This is a genomic window from Kribbella sp. VKM Ac-2571 (assembly GCF_004362255.1).
Classification (GTDB): Bacteria; Actinomycetota; Actinomycetes; order Propionibacteriales; family Kribbellaceae; genus Kribbella; species Kribbella pratensis.
Genome location: NZ_SNWS01000015.1, coordinates 69,464 through 87,754, shown reverse-complemented (window position 1 = coordinate 87,754; position 18,291 = coordinate 69,464). Strand labels below are relative to the sequence as shown.

20 protein-coding genes are annotated in these 18,291 nt (G+C 68.0%); 8 read left to right on the top strand and 12 right to left on the bottom strand.

Going from position 1 to position 18,291, the window contains the following annotated elements; translation table 11 throughout:
• The first annotated feature begins 17 nt into the window (after window positions 1-17).
• The 5 genes from EV651_RS29360 to EV651_RS29340 all read left to right on the top strand — a co-directional run bounded on the left by EV651_RS29360 (window position 18) and on the right by EV651_RS29340 (window position 2,852).
• The gene (locus tag EV651_RS29360; protein WP_133788506.1) at window positions 18-581 is read left to right on the top strand and encodes an NADPH-dependent FMN reductase; all 564 of its coding nucleotides are present in this window, start codon (window positions 18-20) and stop codon (window positions 579-581) included.
• 12 nt (window positions 582-593) lie between these two features.
• A complete protein-coding gene (locus tag EV651_RS29355; RefSeq protein WP_133788505.1) occupies window positions 594-1,133 on the top strand; it encodes a dihydrofolate reductase family protein in 540 nt (179 codons plus the stop codon).
• Between the two features lie 4 nt (window positions 1,134-1,137).
• Entirely contained in the window at window positions 1,138-1,692 is a 555-nt protein-coding gene (locus EV651_RS29350) for a maleylpyruvate isomerase N-terminal domain-containing protein (protein ID WP_133788504.1), read from the top strand.
• Between the two features lie 168 nt (window positions 1,693-1,860).
• A complete protein-coding gene (locus tag EV651_RS29345; protein ID WP_133788503.1) occupies window positions 1,861-2,412 on the top strand; it encodes a hypothetical protein in 552 nt (183 codons plus the stop codon).
• A complete protein-coding gene (locus tag EV651_RS29340) occupies window positions 2,409-2,852 on the top strand; it encodes a hypothetical protein (RefSeq protein ID WP_133788502.1) in 444 nt (147 codons plus the stop codon). The genes EV651_RS29345 and EV651_RS29340 overlap by 4 nt, the downstream gene beginning before the upstream one ends.
• Window position 2,853: 1 nt before the next feature.
• On the opposite strand, the gene EV651_RS29335 is transcribed toward EV651_RS29340, so the two are convergent.
• The 9 genes from EV651_RS29335 to EV651_RS29295 form a co-directional block, all read right to left on the bottom strand.
• Window positions 2,854-4,212 carry an FAD-binding oxidoreductase gene (locus tag EV651_RS29335; RefSeq protein ID WP_133788501.1) on the bottom strand — a complete coding sequence of 453 codons (1,359 nt, stop codon included), beginning with the start codon at window positions 4,210-4,212 and terminating at the stop codon, window positions 2,854-2,856.
• Window positions 4,213-4,415: 203 nt separating this feature from the next.
• Entirely contained in the window at window positions 4,416-5,081 is a 666-nt protein-coding gene (locus tag EV651_RS29330) for a GntR family transcriptional regulator (protein ID WP_133788500.1), read from the bottom strand.
• 41 nt (window positions 5,082-5,122) lie between these two features.
• Window positions 5,123-6,037, bottom strand: coding sequence for a D-2-hydroxyacid dehydrogenase (locus tag EV651_RS29325; protein WP_133788499.1), 915 nt, complete (start codon window positions 6,035-6,037; stop codon window positions 5,123-5,125).
• Window positions 6,037-6,915, bottom strand: a complete 879-nt coding sequence (locus tag EV651_RS29320; RefSeq protein WP_133788498.1) for a carbohydrate ABC transporter permease — start codon at window positions 6,913-6,915, stop codon at window positions 6,037-6,039. Before EV651_RS29320 ends, EV651_RS29325 begins: the two co-directional genes overlap by 1 nt.
• 10 nt (window positions 6,916-6,925) lie before the next feature.
• Window positions 6,926-7,825 (bottom strand): carbohydrate ABC transporter permease, encoded by a 900-nt coding sequence (locus EV651_RS29315; RefSeq protein WP_133788497.1) that lies wholly within the window; start codon window positions 7,823-7,825, stop codon window positions 6,926-6,928.
• The gene (locus EV651_RS29310; protein WP_133788496.1) at window positions 7,822-9,120 is read right to left on the bottom strand and encodes an ABC transporter substrate-binding protein; all 1,299 of its coding nucleotides are present in this window, start codon (window positions 9,118-9,120) and stop codon (window positions 7,822-7,824) included. Before EV651_RS29310 ends, EV651_RS29315 begins: the two co-directional genes overlap by 4 nt.
• Window positions 9,121-9,130: 10 nt before the next feature.
• The gene (locus tag EV651_RS29305) at window positions 9,131-10,945 is read right to left on the bottom strand and encodes an alpha-amylase family protein (protein ID WP_238157267.1); all 1,815 of its coding nucleotides are present in this window, start codon (window positions 10,943-10,945) and stop codon (window positions 9,131-9,133) included.
• Window positions 10,942-11,790, bottom strand: a complete 849-nt coding sequence (locus EV651_RS29300) for a 2-hydroxy-3-oxopropionate reductase (RefSeq protein ID WP_133788495.1) — start codon at window positions 11,788-11,790, stop codon at window positions 10,942-10,944. Before EV651_RS29300 ends, EV651_RS29305 begins: the two co-directional genes overlap by 4 nt.
• Window positions 11,787-13,865 (bottom strand): alpha-amylase family protein, encoded by a 2,079-nt coding sequence (locus EV651_RS29295; RefSeq protein WP_133788494.1) that lies wholly within the window; start codon window positions 13,863-13,865, stop codon window positions 11,787-11,789. The genes EV651_RS29300 and EV651_RS29295 overlap by 4 nt, the downstream gene beginning before the upstream one ends.
• Window positions 13,866-13,946: 81 nt before the next feature.
• On the opposite strand from EV651_RS29295, the gene EV651_RS29290 reads away from it, so the two are divergent.
• Together EV651_RS29290 and EV651_RS29285 are read left to right on the top strand one after the other, a co-directional pair.
• A complete protein-coding gene (locus EV651_RS29290) occupies window positions 13,947-14,744 on the top strand; it encodes a hydroxypyruvate isomerase family protein (protein ID WP_133788493.1) in 798 nt (265 codons plus the stop codon).
• Between the two features lie 67 nt (window positions 14,745-14,811).
• Entirely contained in the window at window positions 14,812-15,363 is a 552-nt protein-coding gene (locus EV651_RS29285; RefSeq protein WP_133788492.1) for a dihydrofolate reductase family protein, read from the top strand.
• Here the strand turns inward: EV651_RS29285 and EV651_RS29280 are convergent.
• A complete protein-coding gene (locus EV651_RS29280; protein WP_133788491.1) occupies window positions 15,348-16,259 on the bottom strand; it encodes a LysR family transcriptional regulator in 912 nt (303 codons plus the stop codon). The two genes, EV651_RS29285 and EV651_RS29280, sit on opposite strands and share 16 nt — an antisense overlap.
• Before the next feature lie 78 nt (window positions 16,260-16,337).
• Between EV651_RS29280 and EV651_RS29275 the strand changes: the two genes are divergently transcribed.
• The gene (locus EV651_RS29275; protein WP_202870558.1) at window positions 16,338-17,315 is read left to right on the top strand and encodes a DMT family transporter; all 978 of its coding nucleotides are present in this window, start codon (window positions 16,338-16,340) and stop codon (window positions 17,313-17,315) included.
• On the opposite strand, the gene EV651_RS29270 is transcribed toward EV651_RS29275, so the two are convergent.
• Both EV651_RS29270 and EV651_RS29265 read right to left on the bottom strand, forming a co-directional pair.
• On the bottom strand, window positions 17,203-17,889 hold the full coding sequence (locus EV651_RS29270; protein ID WP_133788490.1) for an MFS transporter: 687 nt from the start codon (window positions 17,887-17,889) through the stop codon (window positions 17,203-17,205). The genes EV651_RS29275 and EV651_RS29270 overlap by 113 nt on opposite strands.
• Complete coding sequence (locus EV651_RS29265) at window positions 17,886-18,230, bottom strand: hypothetical protein (RefSeq protein WP_133788489.1); 345 nt, start codon at window positions 18,228-18,230, stop codon at window positions 17,886-17,888. Before EV651_RS29265 ends, EV651_RS29270 begins: the two co-directional genes overlap by 4 nt.
• Window positions 18,231-18,291 lie beyond the last annotated feature (61 nt).

Sequence of the window (18,291 nt, the reverse complement as noted above, 5' to 3'; positions counted from 1 at the left end):
ACGGAAGGAGGACGCAGATGCGACTGGCAGTGATCATCGGCAGCACCCGGCGCGGCCGGTTCGGACCGACCGTGGCGCACTGGCTCGCAGAGCAGGCCGCCAGGCAGTTCGACGTCGACCTGATCGACCTGGCAGCTGCGAACCTGCCGACCACGCTGCCCGACGCGGACGACGAGACGCCGCAGGAGGTCGCCATGCTGAGCAGCAGGCTGGCCGCCGCGGCTGCGTTCGCTGTGGTCACACCGGAGATCAACTGCAGCTTCCCGGCCACGCTGAAGACCGCACTGGACTGGTGCTACGAGGAGTGGCACGCCAAGCCGGTAGCGATCGTCAGCTACGGCCGGGAGAGCGGCGGCTGCCACGCCACCGCGCAACTGCGCCAGGTCTTCGCAGAACTCCAGGCGGTCACCATCCGCAACGCTGTCGCACTGCCTTGCTACTGGGAGCAGTTCACCGCCGACGGCGGCTGGCCACGGCCTTCTGCCGGCTACGAGGCAAACGCCAAACTCATGCTCGACCAGCTCGTCTGGTGGGCCGAAGCACTACAGGACGCACGCGAGAAGCGTCCGTACAAACCCTGAGAGGAAAGACCCATGAGGAAGCTGATCGAATCCACGTTCGTCACCCTGAACGGCGTCATCGACGACCCGCAGAACTGGAGCCCGCCGTACTGGGACGAGGAGCACGGCGCGTACTCGCAGGGCCTGATGGAAGGCGTCGAGGCGCAGGTGCTCGGCCGCGTCACGTACGAGGGCTTCGCGGACGCCTGGCTGTCGCGGGCCGGCGACCCGTTCGCCGACATGTTCAACGCAATGCCGAAGTACGTCGCCTCCCGCACGGTCACCGAGTGGAAGTGGAACGCGCAGCCCCTCGAGGGCGACGCGGCCGAGGCCGTCCGCAAGCTCAAGGAGTCCGAGGGCGGTGACCTGATCAAGTACGGCACCGGGTCGTTCTCGAAGACGCTGCTGGAGAACAAGCTCGTCGACGAGTACCACTTCTGGATCTTCCCGGTGGTCGCCGAGGGCGCAACCATGTTCCAGGGCACCGGCATCGACATCACCCACCTCGACCTGCTCGGTACGACGACCTTCAAGTCCGGCATCGTCGTCCACAAACTCGCCCCCAAGGCCTGACACGATGACCGAGCTGAACGCGGAACATGCCCGGCGAGCGATCGTCGAACACACCCGCCGGCTGGCGGAATCGGCCGCCGTGGCCGGACCTGACACCGTCGTGCCGACAGCCCCGAAGTGGACCGTGGCCGACCTGGTCGAGCACGTGGGCCAGACCCACAACTGGGTCGCGGAGATCATCGAGCGGCGCCGGCCGGTCGATATCGACGCCGACGTCGCCGCCGCACTCATCAGCAACCACCTCTCGATGCTCACCTCCCCGACCTGGGAGATGCGCAGGCCCGAGTCGGCACACGCCATCCGGGGCACCGGCCAGACCCTGCAGTGGCTGGCTACCGACACGGGTGCTTGGTTGGTCGAACGGCGCCCCGAAGGCGCGACGTGGCGGCCCGAAACCCGGCAGGCCGATGTGACGGTGAGCGGCCCGGCGCAGTCGTTGCTCCTGACCTTGACCCGCCGACGCCCGCTCGCCGACCGCGAGGCCACCGGCATCACCGTCGACGGCGACATCGACCTCGCCCAGCACTGGCTCGACAACACCGGCCACGACAGCGACTGAGCTCGCACCGAACTCCTGATCTCAGTTCCCGCGTCCGGCCGGTCACCCGCAGGAGGGTGGCCGGCCGGAGGCTTGTTCGCTTCTTCCGTGGGTACCGGTCCGGGCTACGGGGAGCTGAGGCGGCGCTGGGGACCGCGGATCCACACGTGCGACCGGACTGGAGTTCTGATGGGTACCGTCCTGACCATCGTGATCATCGTCGTGGTGCTGATCGCGGCCGCGGCGCTTCTGTACCTGTACCAGCGCAGACGCTCGGGCGAACTGCAGCAGCGGTTCGGCCCGGAGTACGAGCGCACACTGGAGGAGTCCGGCGATCGTCGCAGCGCCGAGCGTGACCTGCGTGAGCGGGAACGCCGGGTGTCGCGCCTGCACATCACGCCGCTGAGCCTTGAGTCCGCCCGGACCTACCGCGCCGAGTGGGCCGAAGTGCAACAGAGCTTCGTCGACCGTCCTGCCGGAGCGGTCGCGGACGCGGACCGGCTGGTCCTGCGGATGATGCGCGAAGCCGGGTACCCGGTCGACGAGTTCGAGCAGCGGGCCGACGACGTGTCCGTCGCGCACCCGGACGTCGCGATGCACTACCGCGAGGCGCACCGGATCGCCGTCGACCAGGCGCGCGGCGAGGCCGATACGGAGGACCTGCGGCGCGCGGTCACGGCGTACCGCCACCTTGTCGACGCCCTGCTGGAAGACAGCGAGCACATCCAGGAGCAAGCATGACCACCAACGATCGCCGTGGCGTCCCCCTCGACGACGACCGCACGCTCGACGACGACGATCTCGAGCCCGACCCCGACCTGGCCGGGCACCGCGACGTCGACGACGGCCGTACGCCGACTGAACCCGACCCCGCAACCGACCGCGCAACCGACCGGACGAACGACCGGACGGATGGCGGACCGCTGGTGGCAGAGGACTCGGCGGTCGACTTCCGGGCCCGCTGGGACGTCGTCCAGCAAGGCTTCGTGGACGACCCGCGCAACGCCGTCAGCGAGGCCGACAAGCTCGTCGACGACGTGCTCCAGCACCTGGCCGACGGCTTCGACCGCCAGCGCCAGGACCTCGAGCAGCAGTGGTCGAACGGCGAGCCGTCGACCGAGGACCTCCGCTCCGCGCTCCAGCGGTACCGCGCTTTCTTCCAGCGCCTCCTGACGTTGTGAGCTAAGGCGCGATGTTCTGGTTCAGGTGGAACACGTTGTCCGGGTCGTACTTGCGCTTGACCTCGGCCAGCCGGTCGTAGTTCTGCCGGTAGTTCTCCCGGATCCGGCCCTGGTCGTCGTCGGCCATGAAGTTGATGTACCCGCCGGCCTCGGAGTGCGGCGCGACGTCGTCGTAGTACGAACGCACCCAGTCGATGTTCGCGTCGTTCTCCGCCGGATCCGGCCACATTCCCGCGATCACCGTCGCGAAGTTCGCGTCCCGGTAGGCGAACGCGGTCCCGTCCGGGGTGACCCGGTGGCAGGCGCCGTTGATCGGGTAGATGTGCACGGTCGAGTTCACCGCCGGCAGACCCGGCGCGTGCCGCATGTGCGCCTGGATCGCCTCGTCGGTCAGCTCGGTGACGAAGTTCGCCTTCCAGTAGTGCTGCAGACCGGGCGGCACCAGCGCGTCGAAGGCGCTGTTCAAGGCCGGGTACGGCATCGGACCGACGTGCTCGGCCATCACCGGCGCGAACTCGCGGAACTTCGAGATCTGCGTCTCGCCCTCGTCGAGATCGCCGGCCCAGCAGCCGACGATCGCCACGAACGGCTCGCCGTGCCGGTTCTCCGGGATGAACGGCAGCGGCGGCGCGATCTGGAACGCCGGGAACCCGCCGAGCTGCTCGGGCGCGTCCTTGATCAGTTCCCGGAAGCCCGACAGTACGGCGACCGCGTCGGACAGCTCGAAGAACATCGGGCCGCCGTAGATCGTCGACACCGGCGCCAGCCGGAACTCGAGCGCGGTCACCACGCCGAAGTTGCCGCCACCGCCGCGCAACGCCCAGAACAGGTCGTCGTTCTCCTTCTCGCTCGCGATCAGGAACTTCCCGTCCGCGGTCACCACGTCGGCGGAGATCAGGTTGTCGCAGGACAGCCCGAGCCCACGGGCCAGGTACCCGATCCCGCCGCCGAGCGTCAGCCCGCCGACGCCCGTGGTCGAGATGATCCCGCCGGTGGTGGCCAGCCCGAACGCGTGCGTGGCCGCGTTGAAATCGCCCCACGTCGCGCCGCCGCCGGCCCGTGCGGTCCTGTTCACCGGATCGACCCTGACGTTGCGCATCCCGCTCAGATCGACGACGACGCCGTCCTCCACGGTGCCGAACCCCGGCACGCTGTGCCCGCCACCCCGCACCGCAAGGTCGAGCTCGTTGCGGCGTGCGAAGTCGATCGCCGCCATCACGTCACCGGCGTTCTCGCAACGGACGATCACCCGCGGATGCTTGTCGTGCATCCAGTTGTTGACCCGGCGCGCCGCGTCGTACCCCTCGTCGCCCGCTGCGAAGACCTGTCCGCGCGTGCGTTCTCTCAAATCGTCGACCATTGTCCGCTCCCCGAACCGCTCCCCGAACCACTGCCGTCTGCCGCAGATCGGCGCGCGCCCACGGCGCACACCACGCAGACCGGTCGTCTCCGTCGAGCGCAACGCGAGAACTCACCCCAGAAGCGTCTGATCCCCCGACGGGATCCGGCCCTCCCCCAGACTCACCCCGTCCTCCCCGAGGCTCCCAAGCCGGACGGCTTTCGTCAATCCCCAGGCAGGGTGCTGAGCAAGCGGCCCTGGGCCTGCTCGAGGTGATAGGCCAGGTGATCGGCCGCGTCCGCCGGGGCGCCCTGCTGGATCGCCTCGAGGATCGCCGCGTGCTCTTCGGCGACCGTGGTCGGCGCGGCCTTGCGATGCGCCTGGTACTGGCCCATGGTCAGGTGCACCTCGCCGATGATCAGCTCGTGCATCCGGGTCAGCCGGCGGCTGCCGACCGCGGCCACCAACGCCGTGTGGAACGCGATGTCCGCCTCGACCTGGTTCTCGAACAGCCGGTCGCGCGCGGCGTACTCGATCGCGACCTGTGCCCGGGCCGCCTCGGCCGGTACCTGGCCGGTCACGGCCAGCGCGGACACCGCCGCCTTCTCGATCGTCATCCGGCTGAAGAACAGGTCCCGGATCTCGGCCTCGTCGAGCACCGGAACGACCGCTGTCTTGTGCGCGGTACGCCGCAACAGGCCGAGTGCGGTCAGCCGCTCGAGGGCCGCCTTCGCCGTCGGCCGGGCCACGTTGTACTCCGTGGCGAGCCGGACCTCGGTGAGTTTCTCCCCCTGCGGGATCTCCCCGTTCACGATCCGCTTGCGGATCGACTCGTAGAGCGCGTCGGTCAGCGAGGACGGCCCGAGCTCCAGACGCGCTTCGGTACCCACAACACCCCCTCCAACGAAACTGGTCTGGCAAGTGTACTGGCCTAGTAACCCGCGGCTTTGTCCACCACGTTCCGCAACGGCTCGCCGGCGACGAAACGGCGGATGTTGTCGGCAACGATCTCCTGGTGCCGCCGGAGGGTGCCGTCGCTGGTGGCGCCGTTGTGCGGCGTGACGACGACGTTCGGCAACGACCAGAACGGGCTGTCCGGCGGCAGCGGCTCCACTCCGTGCGCGTCCAGGCCGGCGCCTGCGATCTGCCCGGTCCGCAACGCCTCCAGCAGCGCATCGTCATCGGCGATCCCGCCGCGCGAGATGCAGATGAAGTACGCCGTCGACTTCATCCGCGCGAACGCGTCCCGCCCGAAGACCCCGCGTGTCGAGGGCGTCCGCGGCGTCGTCACCACGACGAAGTCCGACTCCGCGAGCAACCGGTCGAGATCGCACAGCTCGTCGACGTACGGCGCAGGCTGCTCAGGACGCCGCCGTACGCCGAGAACTCGCATGTGGAACGCCTTCGCCTTCAACGCGAGATCGAGACCGGAGTTGCCGAGACCGTAGATACCCACGGTCCGGCCGGCCAGCTCGCCGTGGCGGTAGTGGTCCCAGCGGTGCTCGGCCTGCGCGCGCATCCACCGCGGTACGTCGCGGTTGAGCATCAGCATCAGCAGGATCGAGTGCTCGGCGAGCGAGATCCCGCCGTTCCCGGCGCTCGAGGTGAGGACGACGTCCGACGCGAGCATCTCCGGCGTGAGGTCGACGTCGACCCCGGCCGCGGGACTGTGCACCCAGCGCAGCCGTGGCGCCTTGACCAGCACGTCCGGCGGCACGTGAGCGACGACCGCCTCCATCTCGCCGTAGACGTCCGAGGCGTCGTCGAGTGAGTCGACGAAGCGCACCGCCTGCTCTCCCGCCGCCTCGACGTACGCCGGTATTTCCTTGCCCACTACAACGATCATCACTTCAGTCCCGTCGTCGCGATGCCGCGGATCAGGTACTTCTGGGCCACGGCGAAGAAGATCAGGATCGGGACCAGCGACAGCAACGACATCGCGAACAGCATGCCCACTCCACTCTGGGTCTCGGAGTCGACCATCGAGTTCAGCGCCACCGGCACGGTGAACGCCTGCGTCCTGGTCAGGTAGATCAACGGTACGAAGAAATCGTTCCAGGTCCAGATGAAGGTGAAGATCGTGGTCGTCACCAGCGCCGGTCGCATCAGCGGCAGCACGACGTACCAGAAGGTCAGGAACGGGCCGGCGCCGTCGATCCAGGCCGCCCGGTCGAGCTCGCGCGGCAGCGTCCGGATGAACTGGACCATCAGGAAGACGAAGAACGCGTCGGTGGCCAGGAACTTCGGGATCAGCAACGGCCAGTAGGTGTTCACCAGGCCGAGCTGCGAGAAGAAGATGTACTGCGGGATGACGAGCACATGGAACGGCAGCATCACCGAGGCGAGCGTGATCGCGAAGTACACCTTCCGCATCCGGAACTGCAGCCGGGCCAGCGCGTACGCCGTCAGCGAGCAGGAGAACAGGTTGCCCGCGATCGAGGCGATCGTGACGATCAGCGAGTTCACGAAGAACACCGAGAAGGGCCGGTTCAGCGCATGCCAGCCGTCCTTGAAGTTCTCGAAGGTCAAGTCGGACGGGATGATGCCCGGTTCGGTCAGGATCTGTTCAGGCGGTTTGAACGCGCTCACCACCATCCACACCAGCGGATAGATCATGAACGCCACGAACACCAGCAACCCGGTGTGCTTGAGAGCAGCCCGGAACCGCCGCTGCCGGACGGGAGCCAGGCTCGAGACTACTTTTCCTGCCGTCAGACTCACCATCAGCTGTCCCTCAATTGTCGCCGTAGAAGACCCAGTACTTCGAGACCAGGAAATGCAGTGCCGTCACCACGGCGATCGCCACCATCAGCACCCAGGCCAGCGCCGACGCGTAGCCCATGTCGAAGGCGACGAACCCCTGCTGGTACACGTACAGCGTGTAGAACAGCGTCGAGTTCGCCGGACCGCCGGTGCCGCCGCTGACGATGTGCGCCTGGGTGAAGGTCTGGAACGCGCCGATCGTCTGCAGGATCAGGTTGAAGAAGATGATCGGCGTGAGCAGCGGCACCGTCACGTGCGTGAACTGCCGCCAGACACCCGCGCCGTCGACGCGAGCCGCCTCGTACAGCTCGTCAGGGACCTGCCGCAGGCCCGCCAGGAAGATCACCATCGGCGAGCCGAACGTCCACACGTTCAGCACGATCAGCGTCGCCAGCGCGGTCCGCGGGTTCTGCAACCAGCTCTCGCCGTGGATCCCGATCAGCGCCAGCCCTTTGTTGATCAGACCGTCGTCACCGAAGATCTCCCGCCACAGGATCGCGATCGCCACCGAAGACCCCAGTAGTGACGGCAGGTAGAACGCGCTGCGGTAGAACGCCAGCCCGCTCAGGCCGCGGTCGAGGATCAGCGCGAGCAGCAACGCGAAGGCGAGCTGCAGCGGCACCGAGACCAGCACGTAGATCAGGGTCACGCGGACCGAGGCCCAGAACTGGTCGTCGTGGATCATCCGCTGGAGGTTCTCGAGCCCGGTCCACTCCGGCGGATTGAGGATGTCGTAGTTCGTGAACGCCAGGTACAGCGACGCGAGCAACGGCACCGCGGTGATCAGCAGGAACCCCAACTGCCAGGGGATCAGGAAGATGTGTGCCGCCCGCCCCTGGCGATTGAGGTAGAACTTCGAGCGGGACGTCATGCGGCCCGCTTGATCCCGGCGCCGATCTCGTCCACCAACTTCTTCGCACCGGCCGGCACCGCCGTCTTGCCCAGCGCGATCTCCTCGCAGATCCGGGCCATCGTGGTCCGCCAGGTGCTCGACCCGGGAGGTGCCTCGTAGCGCGGCTTCCGCTCGCCCGCGCGTTCCTTCGCGACCGCCGCGAGCATCTCCTTCTCGTCCGGGCTCGCGAACGCGGCGGCCTGCTCGGCGACCTTCGGGTTCGTCGGCGCGCCCATGGTCAGCCGGACGGTCTTCAGCATCTCGGCGTTGTTCACGTTGTAGTCGAGTACTTTGCCGGCCGCCTCCAGGTTGCCGTCTTCGATCCGCTGGTAGATCGCCATCCGCGGGAAGTACAGGTACTTGTGCCCGGCCGGTGCGTCCGCGGCGATCGGGGCCGCCCGCAGCCGGAACTTCTCCTTCGGGAACATCTTCGCGTCGTCGATGATGTGGTTGGAGTTGCCGAAGTTCACCAGGACCTTCTTCCCCACCTGAGCCCAGTCCGGGCCCATCCCCTCCTGCTCACTGAGCGACAACGCACCGCCGGCCTTGCGCAGCTTCTCCCACCAGTCGAGCCAGCTCCCCAGACCGTCCACCGTGAACCCGACCTGACCGTCCTGGGTCCACAACTGCTCACCCCGCTGCCGCAGCCAGGCCTCGAACGTGAGGTCGTGGTCGGGTGCGTACGGCGTACCCTTGCGCTTCCCGGGATTGTTCTTGCTGTAGGCAACGAGTAGCTCGGCCAGGCTGTCCCAGGTCCAGCCCGGCCCCTCGGCCGGAATGGTCACGCCGTCAGCCTTGGCGACGGTCTCGTTGTAGCGGATCACCGGTGTGAAGATGCCGAACGGCAGCGTGTTGAGCTGCCCGTCGAGGTTGAAGGTCTCCAGGTCTTCCTTGCTGTAGTCGTCCCACTTCAGTGTCGGGATGTCGTCGAGCTTCCGGTACAGCTTGCTCTTGTGGTACGTCATCACCTGCGGCGACGCGATCCAGAAGATGTCCGGCACGTCGCGGGCCGCGATCTGCGTCGTCATCCGTTCCTGGAAGGCGGTGTAGTCGGCGAACTCCGGCTCGATCGTGATCGACGGGTTCGCCGTACTGAACTGCTTCAGGGCCTTGGTGTAGTTCTGCTGGCGGATGTTGTTGCCCCACCACGCGTACCGCAGCGTGACCTTCCCACCATCACCTGAGGGCCCGCCGCCACTCCCGCCGCACCCGGCGACCGCGGCCGCCGCGAGCCCGGTTCCCAGTGAAACCTTGAGAAATCCTCGCCGATCCATCTCGTTCTCCTCACACACAGACGAGTACGTCGAACAACCCGATCTCCGGCACCTGCACCCACCCGTCGCTCACCGGCAGGCGCTCCTGCGCCACCAGCGCCCGCGCCTCGCGTACGTCGGCCGGCACCCGCAACTGCGCCGACCCGATCCGTACGGGTGGAGCGAATCGCTGGTCGGCGTCCCCCGATCTGTTCAGCAGATGTACGACGAACCCCGCCGCCGACCGCCCCAGCACGATCTCGACCTGCTCCGGCAGGTCCGTCTCCACCGCTCCGCCCACCTGATCCACGAACAGATCGCGATGAACGCTCAACCCCACTTCCCGATAGGCCTGTCCGATGGTCCACGGGAACAGCACGACGTTGCCCTGCTTGACCATCCCGGGATGGTCAAGCGGCACGTGTCCGTAGCACTTCTCCGGTGGGCCGTACGGCGCTCTCGACAGGGCTCGGAGCGCGACCTCGGCGTCGGACGGCGCCTCGATGACCTTGAAGGTCCCGAACACCGGAACGCCGCCCTCGAGGTGCAGAGACCGGGTCTCCGCCTCGGTCTCGTACCGGGCGAGAGTCCGGACGGGGAGCGCCGTTGTGGTGCCGGTGGCAACTACTCGGCCGACGTAGGTACCTAGGTCCACTGGTCCGACATTCGGCAGCACCACCGTCCGATAGCGGGTCAGGTCCGCCTCGCCGAGCCGCTCTTCCGGCAGCACGTCGAACGGCACATGACGCTGCAGGAGCGAGAGGTAGAGACCTTCGAACTCGGCCCGGGAGTGCACTGGTCTGACCAGTAGCGTCTGTGCGGCAGGCACCAGGTCCCGATAGACCTCGGCATGATCGCGATGGAATCGCGTGAGCTGGGCAGCGACGTCCAGGCAGGCGTACGGCGTGGTGGCCGGCGTCCCCATGATGTACGTCGAGGGGTTGGCGCCGCGGGCGATCGCCTGCACCAGGTACTGCGCGAAATGATGCGGATCCTCACTGGCCATCCGGTACGGCATGTCTACGAAGCCCACCGAGTTGGTGAGCACCGGGACCGTGGGACGGAAGGTCTTCGCCGCGCTCACGCTCTCGCTGGTTCGGTGATGCCACAACCGCCGGCCGACCGCGTTGTTCGCCTCGTGGAACACGATGTCCGCCTGGTCGCCGAGGACCAACGGCGCCTCCGGACGTCGAGCCGCCAGGTGCTCCCGGATCCTCCCGGTGAGATCGGCCAGCACTTCCTTCGAGAACCGTTGCCAGTCCGCATACCCGGGTGAATCGCGGTCGTCCGGCAGCACCCCGTCGTACCGCTCCTGACAGGCCACGCAGTGGCAGACCCCGTGGTAGACGCGGCTGTAGTCGACCTCGTTGAACGACATCCAGTTGCAGAAGAAGCCGTCCAGCGGATACCGATCGAGCACCTCGTCGAGGACCTCGAACAGCTTCACCTGGTAGTAGTCGCCGCTCGGGCAGACGCTCGTCAGCCCGTTGTAGACCTGCCGCGCTCCGCTGGGTCCGACGAAGCACCAGGCCGGATGCGCCTCCGCCCGCCGGTGGTCGATCTTGGAGAAGTCCATCCGGCCCATCACGCGGATGCCTCGCCGCGCCGCCGCCTTCACCGCGTCGCCGACCAGGTCACCGGACGGGCGCCCCGCCAGGTGCGGGTTGCGGGTCTGGAACTCCAGATCGGTCGGGTAGTTCGACAAGATCCCGCCGACGCTCAGCAACCAGGTGTCCGCGCCGAACTCCTCCAGATAGTCCAGCACCGACTCGACATCCAGCCCGGCGTCGATCTCGCGCAAGTTGGTCTGGAACATCCGGAACGGGTCCTGCCACCAGAGCCTCACGAGTGCTCCCGGCGCAACGTCCGGTACAGCGCGGAGTGGTCGAGCTCCCCGTCTCCATCCGCGATGGCAGCGTTCATCAACTGCTGCGTCGCGGCGGTGTTCGGCAGCGCCAGATCCAGTTCGGCCGCGGCTTGGACGGCCAGTCCGAGGTCCTTGCGGTGCAGCCGCAGCCGGAACCCCGGCTCGAAGGCTTCGTTGACCATCCGCTCACCGTGCACCTCGAGAATGCGCGAGCTGGCGAACCCGCCCATCAGCGCCTGCCGTAAGACGGCCGGATCCGCGCCGGCCCGTTCCGCGAACAGCAGTCCCTCGGCGACCGCTTCGATGGTCAGCCCAACGATGATCTGGTTCGCGACCTTCGCGGTCTGTCCGGCGCCGGGACCGCCGATGAGCGTGACGTTCTTTCCCAGGACGGCGAAGATCGGCCGCGCTCGCTCGAACACGTCCGGCCGGCCGCCGACCATGATGGTCAGCGTCCCGTCCCGCGCACCGACCTCGCCGCCGGACACTGGTGCGTCGAGGTAGTCGCAACCCAGTTTCTCGATCAGCTGCGCGAAGCCGATGGTCGCGGTCGGCGAGATCGAGCTCATGTCGATCACCAGCGACCCCGGCCGCAGCCCCTCAGCGGCGCCGCCCGGCGCGAACAGCGCCGCCTCGACGTCAGGGGTGTCCGGCACCATCAGGATCACGACCTCGGACCGCTCAGCCACCTCCTTGGCCGACGCGCACACGTCTGCGTCGAGATCGGTCCGGCCGCGATAGACGGAGAGTTCGTGGCCGGCAGCAATCAAGTTGTCCGCCATCGGACGGCCCATCACTCCGAGCCCGATGAACCCGATCCTCATGCCTGGCTCCAATCGACATGCACGACCTCGAGCAGCCCGGCAGTCGGAATCACGATCTCCGCCCGCCCGTCCACGACCGCCGGCTCCAGCTCGATCCCGGCCACCAGCAGCCGGACCTTCGGCCGATCCGTCGGTACTGCGATCGACACGGTCTGCGGCGGCAACGGGAGCGTCTCGCGGATCGCGCCTCGCATCGCCATCGGGTTCGTGAGGTTGACCAACGCAACGGCGACTTCGTTCTCGCCTCGATGGACTGCGACGTCCACCAGTCCAGGCCCGCCAACCGTCACCTGGGGCGTGGCGCCAAGCGCCCAGGAGACCGCGTTGGCGATCAGCCGGCCGTGGTCGGACTGCAACGCCTCCCAGAAGATCGCTCCGAGGTCGAACGGGAAGTACACGGTCCGGCCGCCCTGGGCGTTCTCCGTGCAGATCACCGCGGGCTTGTCCGGAGCCTCTCTCTGGTAGACCTCCTCCATCGGCAGGTCCGGGAAGTCCGGGATGAACCGGAACGGCGTCACCGCGTCCGACTCCACCCCGATGATGTGGGTGCCGCCAATGATCCGCGTCGTACCCTCGAAGCCGGCGTTCAACGGATGCGCGTCCGTCAGCGCGATGTAGTTGTTCTGCACCGGCCGGCTCGCTTCGGTCAGGCGGACGCCGAGCACGTCCCCCAGCCCGAAATCGGTCCGCTGGTTCCCGTTCTCGTCGTACAGCGAGCTCTGGTACGCCGCCACGAGCGATCCGCCACCGTCGACGTACGACCGCAGGATCGCGCACTGGTCGTCGCTGAGCTGCTCGGCGTTCGCGAGGACGACGACCTTGAACCCGCTCAGTCGCTCCACGGTCATCGCCTGGTCGGAGACGAACTCGAACGGCACGCGCGCCTCGACGAGCGCGTGGTAAAAGCCGTCCTCGTGGTCGTTGTCGCCGGCCCGCAGTTGCCCGGTCCGCGTCGGGTCGAGCAGCGCGACCTCGGCAGTGATCCGCAGATCCTTGAGCACCGGTTCGACAGCTGCGTGCAGGTTGAACGCCTCGACCACGGGCTGCACCCAGCGCTGGTCCGGGACGCTCGCGTTGAACTTCGTGAACCACGGCAGCGCGCCCTGCGCGAACCCGTCGACGATCCAGGTCTTCGTCTCCTCCGGCGGCGCGACGGAGTCCTTCCAGCGGTACTTGTGCTCGGGCCCGACGGACGTGATGAGTCGTACCGGACGGTCCGGGAACACTCCTCGATTGCGCTTCCCGTTCCGGCCGGCCGCCCACGGCGCCTCGATCCCGTGCCGACCCTGCTTGTCGATGATGAACAGCGGCGCGACCGGCTCCGCCAGATCACGGGCCAGGTCGCGCGCCGCGAGCGCACCCATGTTCGGCACGAAGCGGGCATGCGGGCGGAGGTCGCGGACCGCCTGGTCCCAGATACCGACCAGGTCACCGAGTCGCCGGCGCCGCCAAGCGACGTACTCCGGCCAGCCCTCGCCGTGCTCCTCGGCCGGCAACTCCAGACCGGTCTCGTCCCGGAACGACCTGCGGGCGTCCTCGCTGTACGAGATCCCGTAGTACCCCTCCCACCGATTGGCGAAGACCGCGTCCACGCCGTACTCGCGGACGATCTCGCGAATCACCTCGGTGACGAATTCCCGGTGGTACGGCGTGAACGCGCACGTCAGCCAGATACCGGGGTACGCCCAGTGCTCGATCGGGTTGCCGTCCCGGTCGCGGGCCAGCCACTCGGGGTGTGCCGCGGCGGCGTCCGCATGAACCGCGTGCGGGTCGACGCGGGCCATCACACTCATGCCGAGGCTGCGGGCGCCGTCGACGAGCGTGCCGAACGGGTCGGTGTCGCCAAGGAACTTGCTCCGGTAGTGGTACTCGATCTCCGTCGGGTAGTAGGCGACGTACCCGCCCGCGCTGATGCAGGTGGCGTTGGCCTTGCTGTCGTGCATCAGCCGCAGCCAGAAGTCGGCGTCAAAGTGCGCCGGATCGTCCTCGGCCAACGTGATCTGGGCCCAGCGGGTCGCCGCCAACGGCCAGTCCGGATCGGAGTCGACTACTTGGTTCTCGTGCTCGGTGTGCATCGCACCTCCGGCGTCGTTGGTAGTCGTAAGATTGTTAGACAAGAATGCACGACTGGCAAGAGCTGATGTTAGTCTTCAGCGATGGAGTATCGCGGCCATGAGCTGAGTGCGAACGTCTCGATGCTGTTCACCGAGCTGCCGTATCCGGAGCGGTTCGCCGCGGCGGCGCAGGCCGGTTTCCGGGTCGTGGAGTCCTGGTGGCCGTTCGCCGTACCCGATCCGTCGACGGCCGAGGTCGACGACTTCGTGCGCACCGTGTCGGCCGCCGGGGTGTCGCTGGGCGCCTTGAACTTCTACGGCGGAGACATACCGGGCGGCGAGCGCGGCGTCGCGTCGCATCCGGATCGGCAGGAACAGCTGACTGCCAACGTGCGAGTGATGGTCCGCATCGCCGAGCGCACCGGCTGCCGGCTGTTCAACCTGCTCTACGGGCAACTCGACGATCGCTGGTCGCGCGACGAGCAGGAGAAGACTGCGACAGCCGCGATCGGTGCCGCCGCTTCGGCCGTGGCCACCGTGGATGGCACGGTCCTGATCGAACCGCTGACCAAAGGATTGAACGGCCGCTATCCCCTGCTCACCGCGGACGACGTCCTGCGGCTCCTCAGCGGCCCGCTGCGGGACATCGACAATCTCTCGCTGCTGTTCGACACGTTCCACCTCGGCAGCAACGGGGTCGATCTGCTCGCCACGGCGTCGACGGTTCCGGTCGCGCACGTCCAGCTCGCCGACAGTCCGGGACGCGGCGAGCCGGGATCCGGAGCGCTGCCGATCGACGCGACCCTCGACGCGTTGAAGGCGGCGGGCTACGAGGGAGTTGTCGCCTGCGAGTACAAGCCGACGACGGACACCCTCGAAAGTCTCGGCTGGATCTCCTGAACCGATGTCAAAGCCGGGCGACCGGCTCCGACCAGGAGGCACAAGCAGCCATCACCCGGAGGACATCATGCGGAAGATCATGTACTACGTGCACCAGTCGCTCGACGGCTTCATCGAGGGGCCGAACGGCGAGTTCGACTGGCCGGTGCTCGGGCCGGAGCTCGGTGCGTACTCGATGTCGCTGACCGAGCGCGCCGACCTGTTCCTCTACGGGCGGACGGTCTGGGAAATGATGTCGTCGTACTGGCCGAACGCCGAGGCGATGAACCCCGACGAGCACGCGATCGAGTTCGCGCCGGTCTGGCGCCGTACGCCGAAGGTCGTGCTCTCGACGACCCTCGAAAGCGCCGATTGGAACACGCGCATCGTCCGCAACGCCAAGGACCTCGAGGCGATCAAGGCGGAGCCGGGCAAGGACATCCTGCTGACGGGGAGCTCGACCGTCGCCGCGGCCCTGACCGAGCTCGGGCTGCTCGACGAGTACCACGTGATCGTGCACCCGGTGGTGCTCGGCGGCGGCAAGCCGGTGCACCAGCCGACCGGCCGGCGTACGCTCCGGCTGGTGGAGACCCGGTCCTTCGACAACCGGACCGTGCTGCTTCGTCACGACCTCGTTTGATCGGTGGCCGCAGTCGCCAAAGCAGCGGCGACTGCCGCGACCGCAGGAGTTCGGGTACGGCGGGTGAGCAGGAACACCGCCCGCCCGACATCGCCTTCGGCCGGCCGCCGTACGGCGACGCCTGGAGCGCCCGCACCGATGACGAGATCCGGGAGCAATGCACCCGCGCCCGTCGTACGGACGAGCTCGAGCAAGATGAGGAAGTCGTCGGAGCTGTAGCGGATGTCGGGCTCGAACCCGCCGAGCTCACGGCAGACGCGGACATGCATCTCGCGATGACCGGTGTTGGGCTGGCACGCGGCCCACGGCAGGTCGGCAAGCCGCCTCAGCTGGACGCGGTCGGCGGCGGCCTCCGGATGATCCTCGGGGAGAATGACGCGGATCTGTTCGCGGAGCAGGTGCTCACGACGCAGGTCGGTGTGTACGGCGCGCGGCTGGCCGTCGTACTCGTCGCCGACCATGACGTCCAACTGCTGCAGGCGAAGCGCCGGCGCGGCCTGTTCGACCTCGAGTTCGGCGGCCTCGACGCGGATGTCGGGATGCGTCGTCGCGAGGCTGCGAATCGCCGGAGCGACCACGCGGATGAACGCGGACTGGAACGACGCGATCCGGACAACCCCCGCAACCCGGCCCGCCGCGACGGCAGCCAACTCCGCCTCGGCTGCTTCGACTCCGTCCAGCAGCGCCGTCGCGTGCCGCACCAGCACCTCGCCCGCCGCGGTCAGCCGCACATTGCGACCGACCCGCTCGAGCAATCGGGTCCCGGTCTCGCGCTCCAGAACGGCCAACTGCTGCGAGATCGCGCTGGGCGAGTAGCCGAGCGCGCGGGCCGCGCCGTGAACCGTTCCGCGGCCGTGGACCTCCCGCAGCAGCCGCAATCGGTGCAGATCCATCATTCGTTCAGCTTAGCTTCACAATGCTGTCCGTGAAGCCGTGATGGACGTGAACAGTCCGCTCCCCTGACCATCGAGGACGTGGGACGCCTCTTCTGCCTTCTTTCCGCCGCCACCTTCGGAGTCATGGCCGTCTTCGGCAAGCTCGCGTACGACGCGGGTGTGTCGGTGGACGCGCTACTCCTGGTCCGCTTCGGCCTGGCCGGCGCGCTACTGCTCGCACTCGCGCTCGCCCGCGGTGCGCTCCGCAACCTTCCCCGCCGCGCCGTCCTCACCGGACTCGGCATGGGCGTGTTCGGATACGCCGCCCAATCCGGCCTGTACTTCTCCGCGTTGGCCCGCATTGACGCGTCACTCGTCGCGTTGCTGCTGTACCTGTATCCGGTCCTCGTGATGGTCGGGGCGATCGCATTGCGCCGCGAACGCGCCTCGCGCCGGCGCATCGCGGCGCTGGCGGTCGCCCTGGTCGGGATCGGGTTGGTGCTCAGCGGGGCGATGACCGGGCGGTTCGACTTGCCCGGCGTCCTGCTGGCGTTGGGGGCGCCAACCGTCTACACCTGCTACATCCTGGTCGGCGATTCGCTGACCGCCGACGTACAGCCGCTCGCGTTGACGGCGCTGGTGTGCACAGGCGCCTTCGGCACCTTCCTGGTCCTGGCCTTCTTCCGCGGAACCGACCTGGCGTTTGCCCCGATCGGCTGGCTGTGGTTGGCCGCTGTCGCGCTCATCAGCACCGTCGCGGCGATCCTGTTCTTCTTTGCCGGGATGGCCCGAGTCGGCCCGTCGGTCGCCTCGATCCTGTCGATCTTCGAGCCGGTCGTAACGGTCGTCGCGGCGGCGCTGATCTTCGGCGAGCACCTGAGCGCCGTGCAGTGGCTGGGCGGAGCGCTCGTACTGTCCGCCGTACTGATCGTGCAGTGGCCCGGCAGCCAATCGCTGCCGGACCTTACGGCAGTGGCTGCCACTCGTCGTTCGGCATCCGGAGGATCGCCCACCCCACCGCGGCGAACCCCACTGCCTGCAGTCCCCAGCCGACCAGGTCGAGCGGGTGGCTGCTGATGATGACCGCGGTCAGGTGCAGCGGCTGCGAGACCGCGACCGCCAGCGCCGCCCACCGGCCGCCGACGCCGGAGCGCCACATCGCGATCCCGAGCAGGATGGTGCCGAGTACGTGCCCGACCACGAACACGGTTCCGGCGAGATCCACCGAGCCGTGCGTGACCTCGGCGATCCTCGTGATCGTCGCCTGGTCGACACCGGCGGTGCCCGCCGACCAGGTGAACACGTCACTGGACGCCAGCCAGGGCAACGACAGGTAGCCCGGGACGATGAGGAACACCGCGATCCCGGTCAGCCACGGCGCGCCGCGGCGGGCCAATCGACCGACGAAGTACACCCCCGGGACCAGCGTGACCAACGCGATGTAGGACAGCCACAGGATCGTCGAACTGCGATCGAGGTGACCGACGATCTTGCCGGTCATTGTCGAGACGTCATCCGCGGTGTCGTACGGCAGCAGGAACCGGAGCAGCGCCACCGCTGCCGGCCCGATCGGCAGGACGAGCGCTGCCACCAACCGCCACGCGGGCCGGATGTCCGGGCGGGACGTCGTACGGCTGATCGTCTGTGTCATCGCGCACCTGCCAGCTCGCGCTTCGGCAGCAGTACGGCGATGACGCCGACGACGGTCGCAGCGACTCCGAATCCGGCCGCGGCGACGGCGGCACCGGGGACATCGGACGCGAAGAACGCCGGTACGGCGAGCAGCGCCGAAGCCAACCGCAGCGTGATCAACGGCGCCAGCGCCCAGCGCTTCCCGCGCCAGGCGTACCCGACCAGCACCAGGCTGATCAACCCGATCACCGCGGCCCCGATCGCGACGCTCATCGGCGGGTGATCCCCGTCCGTGAGGAGCGGCGTCGCCACGTCCATCAGTGCGAGCAGCCCGAGGAGAACCAGCCCGAATCTGTACATTTCCCTACCCCCTTGTTCCGGTGTTGGCACCACCGTCGTCCCTGTAGGCAGGTGTCCGCCT

Excerpts from the sequence above, each read along its gene's own strand:
- EV651_RS29290 (WP_133788493.1), top strand. The coding sequence starts at position 13,947 with ATGGAGTATCGCGGCCATGAGCTGAGTGCGAACGTCTCGATGCTGTTC.
- EV651_RS29315 (WP_133788497.1), bottom strand. The coding sequence starts at position 7,825 with ATGACGTCCCGCTCGAAGTTCTACCTCAATCGCCAGGGGCGGGCGGCA.
- EV651_RS29265 (WP_133788489.1), bottom strand. The coding sequence starts at position 18,230 with ATGTACAGATTCGGGCTGGTTCTCCTCGGGCTGCTCGCACTGATGGAC.
- EV651_RS29325 (WP_133788499.1), bottom strand. The coding sequence starts at position 6,037 with ATGATCGTTGTAGTGGGCAAGGAAATACCGGCGTACGTCGAGGCGGCG.
- EV651_RS29355 (WP_133788505.1), top strand. The coding sequence starts at position 594 with ATGAGGAAGCTGATCGAATCCACGTTCGTCACCCTGAACGGCGTCATC.
- EV651_RS29335 (WP_133788501.1), bottom strand. The coding sequence starts at position 4,212 with ATGGTCGACGATTTGAGAGAACGCACGCGCGGACAGGTCTTCGCAGCG.
- EV651_RS29295 (WP_133788494.1), bottom strand. The coding sequence starts at position 13,865 with ATGCACACCGAGCACGAGAACCAAGTAGTCGACTCCGATCCGGACTGG.
- EV651_RS29345 (WP_133788503.1), top strand. The coding sequence starts at position 1,861 with ATGGGTACCGTCCTGACCATCGTGATCATCGTCGTGGTGCTGATCGCG.
- EV651_RS29350 (WP_133788504.1), top strand. The coding sequence starts at position 1,138 with ATGACCGAGCTGAACGCGGAACATGCCCGGCGAGCGATCGTCGAACAC.
- EV651_RS29360 (WP_133788506.1), top strand. The coding sequence starts at position 18 with ATGCGACTGGCAGTGATCATCGGCAGCACCCGGCGCGGCCGGTTCGGA.
- EV651_RS29320 (WP_133788498.1), bottom strand. The coding sequence starts at position 6,915 with ATGGTGAGTCTGACGGCAGGAAAAGTAGTCTCGAGCCTGGCTCCCGTC.
- EV651_RS29300 (WP_133788495.1), bottom strand. The coding sequence starts at position 11,790 with ATGAGGATCGGGTTCATCGGGCTCGGAGTGATGGGCCGTCCGATGGCG.
- EV651_RS29285 (WP_133788492.1), top strand. The coding sequence starts at position 14,812 with ATGCGGAAGATCATGTACTACGTGCACCAGTCGCTCGACGGCTTCATC.
- EV651_RS29340 (WP_133788502.1), top strand. The coding sequence starts at position 2,409 with ATGACCACCAACGATCGCCGTGGCGTCCCCCTCGACGACGACCGCACG.
- EV651_RS29280 (WP_133788491.1), bottom strand. The coding sequence starts at position 16,259 with ATGATGGATCTGCACCGATTGCGGCTGCTGCGGGAGGTCCACGGCCGC.
- EV651_RS29310 (WP_133788496.1), bottom strand. The coding sequence starts at position 9,120 with ATGGATCGGCGAGGATTTCTCAAGGTTTCACTGGGAACCGGGCTCGCG.
- EV651_RS29270 (WP_133788490.1), bottom strand. The coding sequence starts at position 17,889 with ATGACACAGACGATCAGCCGTACGACGTCCCGCCCGGACATCCGGCCC.